A 13,565-nucleotide genomic window follows, 5' to 3' on the forward strand; every position below is an offset into this window, starting at 1 on the left:
GTATTACTTACAAATTTAACAAAGTTGAGCCAACAATCGTTCGTAATTCTGGGAATTGAGTCATCTTGTGATGACACTTCTGCTGCTATACTCAAAGATAATACCATTTTATCGAATGTAACGGCAAGTCAGGCGATTCATGAACAATATGGTGGTGTGGTTCCGGAACTCGCTTCCCGCGCACATCAACAGAATATCATTCCCGTAGTTGATGCCGCTTTGAAGAAGGCTGCTATTGACCTCAAAGACATTGATCTGATTGCATTTACGCAAGGTCCCGGATTAATGGGTTCCTTGGTGGTCGGTACCGCTTTTGCAAAATCACTCAGCTTGGCTTTGAACAAACCAATGGTTGCGGTACATCACATGCATGCACACATTCTGGCACATTTCATCGATGAAGGAGTTCCAATGCCTTCCTTCCCATTTATTTGCATGACAGTTTCCGGCGGACATACGCAATTGGTTCGCATAGATTCACCTGTAGAAATGCATGTTTTGGGAACAACAATCGATGATGCGGCAGGAGAAGCATTTGACAAAACAGCGAAGATATTGGGCTTTCCCTATCCCGGCGGACCTTTGATCGACAAATACGCCAAAGAAGGAAATCCTGCAGCATTTACCTTTGCAAAGCCTCAGGTCGACGGTTATAATTTCAGTTTCAGCGGACTGAAAACTTCTGTGCTTTACTCCATACAGAAGGAACTGGCAAAAAATCCGGCATTCATTGAAGAAAACAAAGCGGATTTGTGCGCATCCATTCAATCCACTATTTTGGAAATTCTCTTCAAACAACTCCGAAAAGTTTCAGCGGATACCGGAATCAAGGACATTGCGATTGCCGGTGGCGTTTCTGCCAATTCCGGATTGAGAGCGAAATTGGCTGAAGAAGGAAAAGCACGCGGTTGGAATGTATTCATCCCGAAATTTGAATATTGTACGGACAATGCGGCAATGATCGCGATGGCTGGAAAGTTTTTAGCCGAAAACAACCAGTTCGCATCTCAAACGATTAGTGCAAATGCACGATTACCATTTGTAAAACCATGAAAAAAGTTGAACTTCCGAAAGCATTTGCAGAACGTGTGACCAAAGATCCGTTCCTGGGCGACTCCTTGCTGCAAGCCTTAAATGAAGAACAACCGATTGCCATTCGAATCAATTCATCAAAAGGAACTTCCGGGTTCAAAGATTTGGAAACGATTCCCTGGTCGGAAAATGGATTTTACCTGAAAGAACGCCCCATTTTCACACTGGATCCACATTTTCACGGAGGAAGCTATTATCCGCAGGAGGCAGGTTCACAGTTTATCGATTATATCCTAAGACAACTCAATCTTACGGATGAACCGGTTTTATTGGACCTATGCGCCGCTCCGGGTGGAAAAAGCACATTGATAGCAGATTTCCTGAATGGACATGGATTACTTTTAGCCAACGAAGTCATTCAGAACAGGTCGAAAATCTTAAAAGAGAATCTAACGAAATGGGGAGCTAAAAACAGCTTGGTAAGCAACAACGACCCCGCAGATTTTGAAGCCCTTAAAAGTGTGTTTGATTGCATTCTGATAGATGCACCATGCTCCGGAGAAGGAATGTTTCGAAAAGATCAGGAAGCGCGAAACGAATGGTCCGTTGAATCCGTGAATCTATGCGCTGCACGACAAAAAAGGATTGTCATGGATGTGTGGGATTCACTAAAACCGGGTGGCTTTTTGATTTATTCGACTTGTACATTCAATACACAGGAGAATGAAGAAAATGTGCAATGGATCCTGGACAAGACAGACTCACAAATCCATTCACTGGAAGTTCCATTTGCCAAAAAAGGAAGAAATGATGTCGGTTATTATGCACTTCCCTCCGAATTAAAAACAGAAGGTTTCTATGTTGTGGTGATTCAAAAATTGGGAGAAGAACGCACCCAAAAGATCAAATCGAAGAAAAAAAGCTCCCTGACCAAATTGAAACCGGAACCCTGGTTCAACGAATGGGTTGGGGATTCAAAATCAGAGTTTATCCAATGGAACAATTACGTATTTGCAATTCCTGAAGGAAAAAGTGAATTGGTGGAAACACTACACGCTCATTTGAGAATCATCAAAATGGGGACTGAATTAGGAGAAGTTTCCCGAAAAGGATTGATTCCAAATGAAGCTCTGGCTCTTGATCCATCCATACTTTCAAGCCAGATTCCCAATATTGAATTAAATCGTGACCAGGCTCTTCATTACTTAAAAGGTGAAACTTTCAACCTGGAAGGAAAACACGGATTTCATACGGTTTCATTCGAAGGAACAAAGCTAGGCTGGATCAAACATTTGGGAAACAGATTCAACAACCTCTTTCCAAAAGAATGGCGAATCCGTATGCGGATCGATTAGTTCTTCGGACGAAAGAATTCCATTTTACCCTTCTTAAAATCCGTCATAAAGATACTCGACTGACCTAATTTCTTTCCGAACCTTCCGGTATTCTGATGCCATAAAACCAACTCACCATTTGGCTTCACTTCCTTCACGACCGCAAAATGCTTTTCCATGTCTTCAAAATACTTCATTCCGTTTTGAACACCTCCGAATTTCACCCCTTTAAATGCAATAATATCTCCCGGAGAGATACATTCCTTTTTGTAATCGTACCGAGTACCGAACACATCGTAACCATTCCAGGTGGCATGCACTTCATTTAATGCCAGGCTCAGCACGTCCCAACATTCGCCTCTTAAAATCTTCTGCCCCATATAGGGTTCCAGGACAGTCAGTATTTTCGAATTCAACGCAGGAACCGAATCACACGATTCAATTTTTTGAGTCTTTCCATGGAAAGAAAACAAAAGAACAAAAACGAGAATACTTAAATACTTCATGTTTTTAATATTGATTGTATAATGCATAAATATAGAAAAGTTAAAATCCAATTTGACGGTGTAGTACCAACATATTATTTCGCATTGTTTGAATTGCTTGTTCCAGTCGGTTATTTTCAAAAACAAACCTGTTCTGCAAACCAAAGTAAAGCAAAAAGCCCCGACATTTATCGTCAGGGCTTTCCTTTATATAATTAAAGTAGTCGGTAATCTATTTGAGAATATTAATTGCTCCGTTAAACGTTTTCTTGGTATCAGAGTAAATGTCTTTCACACGGGCAATCCAGGAATAGGCTCCAGCTGGAACAATCTTACCATTGTAGGTCCCATCCCATGCAGCATTCGGATCGTGTGTTTCCCAGATAATCTCTCCCCAACGATCAAAAATCATCAATTCAAAATTATACACATCAATTCCTGAAACATAGAACTTCCATGTTTGATTGAATTCATCCCCATCCGGTGTAAATGCATTTGGTGCATAGAAGATAATGTCACTATTGACCGATAGAATACGTTCTACCGTATCAATACAACCTTCAGCTGTTTCAACAATCAACTGAATCGGATAAGTTGCCACAACCCCTTCAGGATAATGGAATGTCGGATTCTCATAAGTACTGTTATTTGGTGTTGATCCCGGAGAAGACCAGGTCCAATTCACAACTCCCGGACTTGATTTATCCTGCATTTTTACCACCGTTTCAAAAATGGTCGTCGGATTTGCCGACATCGAAAAATCTGCAACCGGATTCGCAATCACATTTGCTATTCCAGGGAATGTAGCTGTCGTAACACAACCTCTAACGGAAGTTGTCACTACACTGATAGTATAAATCCCTGCCTCTGTGTATGTATAGGCAATATTTGAGTCACCGTAGAAAACTCCCATATCCCCATTTCCAAAATCAACAATTACAGAATCAACCTCATCATCGTGATCATTATTCAATGCATTCAGGAAAATCAGATCTCCAGGCAAACATGAATAAGGTTTATTTGCTTGATAAAGTGGTACGATCGGAGTTGGAAAGTTAATTATCATACACGAATCCGTACTTGGAGAACCACATTGCTCGGTTAGTTCGACACAATAATTTGTTGCTGTATTCGCGGGATCAACTGTAATTGAAGTTCCTGTACCGATCATTGCTCCATTCTCTTTCCAAGTAAATGTATAGGGTGAACTACCACCCGTTCCTTGTACATTCAATGTAATTGATGATTCAGGACAAATAATCGTATCCGGAGTCAGGTTTGTAATCTTTAATGCAGCAGGCTCGCCTATAGTTGCTGTTGTTGTGATGACACAGTTATTCGCATCTGTAATTGTTACCGTATGAGTTCCTGCAAATAAATCGTTTGCCGATGGACCCGTTGAAGGAGAAGCATTCCAAGAATAGGTATAAGGAGCCGTTCCAGCCACTACACTAACCTCAATGATTCCATCATTTACACTATTACAGGTCACATCCACCTGATTGATGATTGTCGACACCATTCCTGGAATCTCTGAAACAATAACTTCAACAGTGTCCGTACAACCGGTAGAGATCGAAGTTGAAACGACACAATGATACGTCCCGGCAATCAAGCCCGTTGCAGTTTGTGTGATTTGTCCACCTGCATCAAACCAATTATAGGAAACAACTCCAAGTGGAGGAGTCATTGTTGCGGTAGCAGTTCCGTCATTTCCACCAGGGCAGCTTACCAATGTGGAAGAACCGCTGAATGTTGCATTGGTATTCGGAACGTTTACATTCACATTGACACCGCAACCAAGTGCATCCGTTATATGAACCGTATATGGTCCGGAAACCAAGTTCGTCGCAGTTTGAGTCGTTTGTCCTCCGGGAGTCCATAAATAAGTAAACGGAGCTGATCCTTGAGTCGGGTTAACCGTAGCTGAACCGACACCTCCGAAACAATAATCGGTAACTGCTGTAGCAGTTCCTGTAACAACCTGACGGGTTATAAACGTGGTATCACTAACTCCTCCAACTGCTGCATTACACGCGGTGGCAGTTAAATAATATCCGGTCGTTCCAGGAGGAATTGTTGTCACATTCAATACTCCGTTATTATAAGGGAATAATCCTCCAATGGTATTTGCCCATTGGATACTGTTATTGGATGTCGAAGTAACAGTGTAATAAGGAACTGTAGCAACGGAATAATTGGAAGTGTTACTTGGTGCGATCGGTGTAAAACGTTTCCCATCCTGATTTGCATTCCAAGCCGTATTGTTTCTTCCCGGAGTAATCGTTGCTACAGTACCTGCTGCATTTTCAACCCCTTGAATAGCCAAACCACCATTCCAGCTCGTGCAATTGGGTTTTTGACCAATCATCATGTCAATTAGATTGCTTGTCTCGTAAAAGATAATCGCTCCATAATAACAGGTATTAGGACATTGGAATGCATTCACACTTTCAAACAATACCACAAACTTTCTATTTGGCGCAGTCCCGATAGTTTGGTACTTGATTGGTCCAATAGGAGTCTGGGAAGGATTGATATCCGAGTAAAACAACATTGCCGAGTTTCTAGCAGTTGTGAGCGTAGTATTGGGAAGTGTTCCCATACCTACTAAACTCCAGGCACATCCGGAATTTGCATTCGACGCAGTAAAACTGATGAGACCATTCGAACCAATAACACAATTGGTATAATTGGTACCGTAAAAATTAAATGTAAAACCCATTGGAATCAATGCGGAGAATGAATCATCCGAAAGTTGAGGAATGGTTGTCGCATTATCAAGAGTAATACCTGAGCCTAGAACCGGACCACCTCCTGAACAATTTGTTATCTGAACTGTTTGACCTGCACATACTGTTGCATCCTGACCCAAACAAAGTGTTACCTGAGCGTTTAACACATTGTTTGAAACAAACAAAAGCATACAAATTAAGATTATCTTCCTCATAGTTAACATATTGTGTTGTTTTTAAAACGAAATTTTTAACTCCAGGTTGCTTGAAATTAAAAGAAAAGGGGAAAAACAACAAACAAGTCATCCTAACCATTGAAAATCAACAAACTTAAACTGAATTTAAACAACCGTTTTTTTTAGTTATATATTGCCTAATACCAAGATAACTTTAAGGTTAAAAAAAGCGCATCATGACTTTATCCCAACGAATTTGTTTCAAAAAAATAGCCCTGATTCACTAATGCGAATCAGGGCTACCCGATATATATTAAAGTAGTTGGTCTATTTACTTGATAATATTAATTGCTCCGTTAAAGACTTTCTTGTTATCCCAGTAAAGATCCTTTACACGTGCAACCCATGTATAGGCTCCTTCTTTCACAGGTGTACCGTTATAAGTCCCATCCCAGCTGGAGTTTACATCATGTGTTTCCCAAATCACTTCTCCCCAACGGTTGAAGATCATTAATTCAAAATCATACTCATCGATTCCTGAAACATAGAATTTCCATGTCTGATTGAATTCATCTCCATCCGGAGTAAAGGCATTCGGTGCGTAGAAGATGATATCACTATTTACGGTCAAAATTCGCTCTACTGTATCCACACATCCTTCCGGTGTTTCAACAATCAACTGAATCGGATAAGTTGCCACAACACCTTCGGGGAAATGGAATGTAGGATTCTGATAAGTACTGTTATTCGGATCAGATCCCGGTGAATACCACGTCCACTGAACAACAGTAGGACTTGATTTATCCTGCATTTTCACAACTGTTTCAAAAAACGTAGTTGGATTTGCCGACATCGTGAAATCAGCCACCGGATTTGCAATCACATTCGCAATTCCAGGGAATGTACCTGTAGTCACACAACCACGTTCCGAAGTTACCGTAACATCGATTGTATAAATTCCAGCTGCTGTATAAATGTAGTGAATGCTATCATTTCCATAGACAACCCCCTCACCTCCGTTTCCGTACATAACTATTACAGAATCAATCGGATCGTCATAATCAAAATTCACCATATTTAATGTGTCTAAGAAGAAAATCAAATCTCCTGGCAGACAAGAATAAGGCTTATTCGAAACATAAAGCGGAACAATCGGTGTAGGGAAATTAACCATCATACAAGAATCTGTACTTGGCGAACCACACACCTCCGTCAACTCCACACAATATTGGGTAGCTGTAGTTAGTGGATCCACCGTAATGGATGTTCCTGTTCCGATAATTGTTCCGTTTTCTTTCCATGTGAAAGTGTAATTCGAATTTGCAGGACCGTTACCACCAATACCTGTAACGCTCAATGTAACTGAAGATTCAGGACAAATGATCGTATCCTGAGTCAGAAAGCTGATCTGCAACGGAGGAGGTTGATTCAAAACCTGACTCTTCGTAATGACACAACCAAGGTTATCTGTAACTGTTACCGTTGAATTTCCAACGAATAAATCATTCGCAGTATTTGATGTGGATGCAGAATGATCCCAAGAATAGCTATACGGTGGCGTACCAGCGGTAACAGAAATTGCTAAGATTCCATCATTAGCTGAATTACATGTTACGTCACTAATAGTATCGAAGGTTGCAATCATTCCGGGGATTTCTGTTACTGTAACATTTACAGTTCCTGTACATCCGATATTGGAAGTGATCACACAAGAATAAGATCCTGCGGATAAACCTGTTGCCACTTGTGTACTTTGAGCTCCCGGATCATTCCATGCATAGGATAATGTTCCGACTACCGGCGCCATAGTTGCAGTTGCAGTACCATCCGCACCTCCAGGACATGAAACCAATGTAGAAGTTGCAGAATATGCAACCGGGTTTGCAGCAACTGTTTTAGTAACAGTTCCGGTACATCCGTTCGACAAAGTAACTGTACAAACATATGTTCCAGGTAAAAGCCCTGTTGCAGTTTGTGTTGTTTGAGCTGCCGGGTCATTCCATAGATAAGTAGCTGTTATTCCCGGCGGATTTCCTGGAACCGAGTAATTTGCAGTAGCTGTTCCGTTGTGCCCCATCGGACAAGATGCATTCGTAGTGGTTCCACTAAAAGATGCATTGATATTTGTAACAGTTACAGTTGCCGTTGTTGGAGGTACAGCCACCCCGTTAGCTGGGTTTGGACTTGAAGACACCTGAACAGTATATGTTCCCGGAGCAACATTGTTCACCGTTTGAGTAGTTGGATTACCCGGAGTATTCCATAAATAAGTATAAGGTGCAAATCCTCCGTTTGCAGTTACCGTAACAGAACCTGTAGCCTGATTACAAGTAGCAGCAGTTGAAGTAGCAGTGGCATTAAAGCTGATTGAATTACAATTCACACTTCCTGATGATGGCAAAGAACCATTCGGTTGTAAACTAATTGTTCCGGCAGAACCACTGAAGTTTGTCACCAACAAAATATATACTTGCCCGGCAACAGCGCCTGTAATATCCACATATTCTGTAGCAGAACCGGAATAAGAACAATCAACTTGCGGCGTTCCGGCTCCGATTGGACAACCGGCTCCAACACTGGTGAAAGGTCCATACAATGCAAAATCCACGTCGATACCAGCTCCACCGGATGTTGTTTGTGTTAATACCAGGTGAATACTTCCGCTGGTTCCGATTGAAAATGCCAACCAGTTCGGATTTGGGGTTGAACCTAAACACCCCCAATTCCCCATACTTCCCACACCTGTTAAGTTTTGGTATGACCCCGCCACAGAACAACCGGCTTGGTTACAGTTTGAACCTGGTGAAACTTGGGCTATTGCAGTTACATTCAAAAGTAAACCTAATGAAAGTAAAGTCTTTTTAATTATTTTCATGATATTAGAATCTCTTGGTTTGGGTTAAATAGAGTATTCGGCGGTGTATCCAGCGATGACACCATTCAATGTTTGGATTAGAAGTTGGAATTCTTCTCTAGTTAATACCGCTTTTGAATCAAGCACCAACGATGTTGCGTCTTCACTTAACACAAAAGAAATAACTCTGGAATCATTTGTCAAGATTGTTTCCAAAGCAGATTTTTGAGAAAGACCAATTCCGGTCAATCCAATAACATGATGGGTTTTCACCCCCGATAAAATTTCAACACCCGCGATCTTATTTTGATCTATCTGATTTTGAACTTCAGAACCGGCCAGACTGTATATTTTTTCATATACCTGTCCAAAGGATTTGAAGGTCAAAAAAACGGTGCTTAATGCGATTAGTAGTATATATTTCTTCATTTTGGATTATTGTAATACATGCAAAAGACGGAATTATTAAGATTTAGTTGTCTCTGCCTTTGCTAAATATTATCAATTGCATCATTTCAACAAACAAAATGGGTCTCACGTCGATTAATTTCAGATTACTTATAATGTTCTATAAAAGTTCGGCTTCATTTTTAAAATTAGTTACATTTGCTTCGCATAAAAACAAAAGCATTTATATATGTCAAGTAAATACCAAGCACAGATTGACGCTTTTATGGACAAAGTAAAAGCTACCAACGGTCATGAAGCAGAATTTTTACAAGCTGTTCATGAAGTTGCTGAAGCAGTTATTCCTTTCATGGAGGAACACCCTAAATACAAGGCTGCAAAAATTTTGGATCGAATTGTCGAGCCAGAAAGAACAATTTTGTTCCGAGTTCCGTGGTTGGATGACAAAGGTGAGATTCAAGTGAATCGTGGATACCGCGTAGAGTTCAACTCCGCAATCGGACCATACAAAGGAGGACTTCGTTTCCACCCTTCTGTAAATCTTTCTATCTTGAAATTCTTAGGATTCGAGCAAATCTTCAAAAACTCTTTGACTACTCTTCCAATGGGAGGTGGTAAAGGTGGTTCTGATTTCGATCCGAAAGGAAAATCAGATAACGAAGTAATGAAATTTTGTCAATCATTCATGACTGAGCTTTCTCGTCATATTGGTGCTGATACGGATGTACCTGCTGGGGATATCGGTGTTGGTGGACGTGAGATCGGTTACATGTTCGGACAGTACAAACGTATTCGTAACGAATTTACAGGTGTATTAACTGGTAAAGCTCGCAACTGGGGTGGATCTTTGATTCGTCCGGAAGCTACAGGTTATGGAACTGTTTATTTCGCGAAAGAAATGTTGGCTACAAAAAATGATTCTTTCAAAGGAAAGATCGTTGCTGTTTCCGGTTCTGGAAACGTTGCTCAATATGCTTGTGAAAAAGCAACTCAATTGGGTGGTAAAGTAGTTACATTATCTGACTCATCAGGATATATCTATGATGCTGAAGGAATTAACGCTGCAAAATTGGATTTCGTTATGGAATTGAAAAATGTGAAGCGTGGTCGTATTGAAGAATACGTAACAAAATATCCTTCTGCTAAATTTATCGCTGGAAAACGTCCTTGGGAAGTGAAAGCTGACATCGCGTTGCCTTGTGCTACTCAAAACGAATTGAATGGTGATGAAGCAAAAGCTTTGATCGCAAACGGAGTGATCTGTGTTGCCGAAGGAGCGAATATGCCAACTACACCGGAAGGTATTGCTGCATTCCAAGCTGCTAATGTATTGTTCTCACCAGGAAAAGCATCCAATGCTGGTGGTGTGGCAACTTCAGGTTTGGAAATGTCTCAAAACTCTTTACGTTTAAGCTGGACTGCTGAAGAAGTAGACGCGAAATTACACGGTATCATGGTTTCTATCCACGAAGCTTGTGTAAAATACGGTAAAGACGACAAAGGAAATGTTGACTATGTGAAAGGTGCAAATATTGCAGGTTTCGTAAAAGTTGCTGATTCTATGATTGACCAAGGTTTGGTATAATCGAAAAAACAAATATCCCTGAACCGCTTTCGTCAATGACGGAAGCGGTTTTTTTGATATAAAAAGGTGGGGACATGATGCATCGCGTCCCTATCCTTTTTAATTTTTGAATTTTTCTCTTTTGAATTTTGAATTTAAAGTACATTTGTGTGCGATATTCAATATGGAGAAAGAAAAAACAAAACGATTGATTGATTTTGATCGAAATGGCTTTGACAACGACGAACTTGTCACCATTTATAAAGCGCTTGTAAAACCGCGTTTGATAGAAGAAAAAATGTTGATTCTCCTGCGTCAGGGGAAAATTTCCAAGTGGTTTTCAGGTTGGGGACAGGAAGGTATTTCCGTAGGGTCCGCCTATGCGATGAAAGAAGAGGAATTCATTCTTCCAATGCATCGAAATTTGGGGGTATTCACAACACGTGGAATTCCATTAAATCGTCTTTTCGCGCAATTTCAAGGAAAAATGTCCGGATTCACGAAAGGTCGTGACCGTTCTTTTCACTTTGGAACAAAAGATTACAACATCGTTGGAATGATTTCGCATTTGGGTCCTCAATTGGGAATCGCAGATGGGATTGCATTGGCAAATAAATTAAAAGGAAATAATCAGGCGACGATCGTATTCACCGGAGATGGCGGAGCTTCCGAGGGTGATTTTCACGAGTCTTTGAACGTTGCTGCTGTTTGGGATCTTCCGGTGATTTTCGCTATCGAAAACAATTGCTGGGGATTATCCACTCCAAGTAACGAACAATTCCGTTGCAAACAATTTATTGACAAAGGAATCGGCTACGGAATGGATGCTTTCCAGGTTGACGGAAACAATATCCTTGACGTCATTCGCACCGTTCGAAAAATTGCAGATTCAATCCGACAAAAGCCTCGTCCGTTCTTGTTGGAATGTATGACGTTTAGAATGCGTGGTCATGAAGAAGCTTCCGGAACAAAATATTATCCAGAGGGACTACAGGACGAGTGGGCGAAAAAAGATCCCGTTTCAAATTATGAATCTTATTTATTGGAACAAGGGGTTTTGACGGACGAATTAGTTGCAGAAATTCACCAGGAGATCAAAGCTGAAATCCAAAACGGATTGGACATTGCATTTGCGGAAAGTCCGATCGAAGCAGATCTTCAAAGAGAATTGGATGACTTGTATGCTCCATTCGAGCAAACCGTTATCAACCCGGTAAGTGAAATAAAAACTGAAAAACGCTTAATCGACGCCATTTCGGATTCCCTGAGAGAAAGTATGGTCCGCTATCCCGATTTAGTGATTATGGGTCAGGATATTGCGGAATACGGAGGTGCTTTTAAAGTCACTGAAGGTTTCGTGGAGCAATTCGGTAAAGGACGCGTTCGCAATACTCCAATCTGTGAATCAGCTATTGTTGGAGCAGGATTGGGATTATCCATTGCCGGAATGAAAGCGATTGTGGAAATGCAGTTTGCAGACTTCGTGACTTGTGGCTTCAATCAGATTATCAATAATTTAGCTAAAATACATTGGAGATGGGGACAAAATGCAGACGTTGTCGTTCGCATGCCTACCGGAGCGAATACTGCCGCAGGTCCTTTCCACAGTCAAAGTAACGAAGCATGGTTCTTCCATACACCAGGGTTAAAAGTGGTTTACCCTGCTTTCCCGGGAGATGCAAAAGGATTATTGAACGCTGCAATTGAAGATCCGAATCCGGTCTTGTTCTTTGAACACAAATTCCTGTACAGAAGTATCCGTGAAGATATCCACGATGATTATTACACCACTGAAATCGGGAAAGCCGGATACGTGCGTAAAGGAGATGATCTGACCATCATCACTTACGGATTGGGAGTTCATTGGGCAATGGAAGTGTTGGACGCACATCCTGAAATCTCTGCAAACCTGATCGACCTGAAAACATTGCTTCCTTTGGATACGGAAACCATTTTTGAAGGAGTCCGTCAAACCGGAAAAGTAATCGTTCTTCATGAAGATTGCATGACCGGTGGAATTGGTGGTGAATTGGTTGCACTGATCAATGAGAATTGCTTTGATGCATTGGATGCTCCCGTGAAGCGCGTTGCTTCCCTGGATACTCCTGTACCGTTCGCTGTGGCTTTAGAAAAGCAGTTCCTGCCTTTAGACAGATTCAAACAGGCATTGATTGAATTGTATGAATTCTAAATAAATACTGAAATAAAAAAGTCGGGGCGAAAAATTTTTCGCCCCGACTTTTTTTTAATAAATCTTCTTTGAATTAATCCTTCACAACCGTGTATCCAGGATACTTTGATTTGTCAAATACAAACTTGCTATCTTCAATAGCCGGGTTTGAAGTGAATTTTGTCATGGTGAAAGTCGAAACTGTTCCATCATTGGCTTTCATGATCGCTTTTTTCAATTCATTGTCATCTTTTGAAATAGAAATGATAATTGTATGATAATTCGCTTTCTTCGGATTCTTCGGGTACAAAAAGATCACATGAACTTTTTCGCCATTCAATGTCTCCTCCTTATCGTATTTGCTTTTGAACCCACTTTCCCAAATGGTCATTAATTTTTTCGGATTGATGGATTCTTCATCGTCACCTGAAGCATCTGTTTCATAAACAGTCTTCTCTTCCTTCACAATACTCCAGGATTTGATTCCATTCGAAATCAAAGTTGTTTCACCATAAGTCGCACTGAATTTATCACCTTTCACCCATCCTTTTCCGGACATGTTGCTATTCGTTCCGTTTGAGCTGTTCTTGATGGTTGCGCTAAATTCGACATAGAATGTCTTCAACCCTTTTATTTTTGCAGAGACCTTATCAAGGATCGCGTCCGCTTTTGCATCCTGACTATAAGACAAGGTGCTTCCAAGTAATGTCAAGCAAATAATTAAATATTTCATGTTTCACAATTTTCTGTGCAAATATCAGAAATTGTGCCAAGAATAAGGCAAATAATAAAAAAATAAGATGTTAG

Annotated in this window: 9 protein-coding genes; 4 read left to right on the forward strand and 5 right to left on the reverse strand. The window is 40.8% G+C overall.

The features are described 5' to 3' along the window. Window positions 1-24: 24 nt before the first annotated feature. Window positions 25-1,053: a tRNA (adenosine(37)-N6)-threonylcarbamoyltransferase complex transferase subunit TsaD gene (gene tsaD, locus AAG807_RS07445; protein WP_341902018.1), complete on the forward strand. Its 1,029-nt coding sequence runs from the start codon at window positions 25-27 to the stop codon at window positions 1,051-1,053. Further along, complete coding sequence (locus AAG807_RS07450; RefSeq protein WP_341902019.1) at window positions 1,050-2,387, forward strand: hypothetical protein; 1,338 nt, start codon at window positions 1,050-1,052, stop codon at window positions 2,385-2,387. Before tsaD ends, AAG807_RS07450 begins: the two co-directional genes overlap by 4 nt. On the opposite strand, the gene AAG807_RS07455 is transcribed toward AAG807_RS07450, so the two are convergent. The 4 genes from AAG807_RS07455 to AAG807_RS07470 all read right to left on the reverse strand — a co-directional run bounded on the left by AAG807_RS07455 (window position 2,384) and on the right by AAG807_RS07470 (window position 9,045). Beyond that, window positions 2,384-2,872 (reverse strand): hypothetical protein, encoded by a 489-nt coding sequence (locus AAG807_RS07455; protein WP_341902020.1) that lies wholly within the window; start codon window positions 2,870-2,872, stop codon window positions 2,384-2,386. The genes AAG807_RS07450 and AAG807_RS07455 overlap by 4 nt on opposite strands. 211 nt (window positions 2,873-3,083) lie before the next feature. Then, window positions 3,084-5,801, reverse strand: coding sequence for a gliding motility-associated C-terminal domain-containing protein (locus tag AAG807_RS07460; protein WP_341902022.1), 2,718 nt, complete (start codon window positions 5,799-5,801; stop codon window positions 3,084-3,086). Between the two features lie 292 nt (window positions 5,802-6,093). After that, window positions 6,094-8,637 carry a gliding motility-associated C-terminal domain-containing protein gene (locus AAG807_RS07465; protein WP_341902023.1) on the reverse strand — a complete coding sequence of 848 codons (2,544 nt, stop codon included), beginning with the start codon at window positions 8,635-8,637 and terminating at the stop codon, window positions 6,094-6,096. A 24-nt stretch (window positions 8,638-8,661) separates the two neighbouring features. Further along, window positions 8,662-9,045, reverse strand: coding sequence for a hypothetical protein (locus AAG807_RS07470; protein ID WP_341902024.1), 384 nt, complete (start codon window positions 9,043-9,045; stop codon window positions 8,662-8,664). A 208-nt stretch (window positions 9,046-9,253) separates the two neighbouring features. Here AAG807_RS07470 and gdhA point away from each other — a divergent pair, with 208 nt between their 5' ends. Continuing rightward, window positions 9,254-10,609, forward strand: a complete 1,356-nt coding sequence (gene gdhA, locus AAG807_RS07475) for an NADP-specific glutamate dehydrogenase (protein ID WP_341902025.1) — start codon at window positions 9,254-9,256, stop codon at window positions 10,607-10,609. A gap of 163 nt (window positions 10,610-10,772) precedes the next feature. Further along, window positions 10,773-12,779 carry a dehydrogenase E1 component subunit alpha/beta gene (locus tag AAG807_RS07480; RefSeq protein WP_341902027.1) on the forward strand — a complete coding sequence of 669 codons (2,007 nt, stop codon included), beginning with the start codon at window positions 10,773-10,775 and terminating at the stop codon, window positions 12,777-12,779. Window positions 12,780-12,852: 73 nt separating this feature from the next. On the opposite strand, the gene AAG807_RS07485 is transcribed toward AAG807_RS07480, so the two are convergent. Continuing rightward, entirely contained in the window at window positions 12,853-13,491 is a 639-nt protein-coding gene (locus AAG807_RS07485; RefSeq protein WP_341902028.1) for an outer membrane lipoprotein carrier protein LolA, read from the reverse strand. Between the last annotated feature and the right edge of the window lie 74 nt (window positions 13,492-13,565).

Source organism: Fluviicola taffensis DSM 16823 (genome assembly GCF_943372375.1).
GTDB lineage: Bacteria > Bacteroidota > Bacteroidia > Flavobacteriales_D > Crocinitomicaceae > Fluviicola > Fluviicola taffensis_A.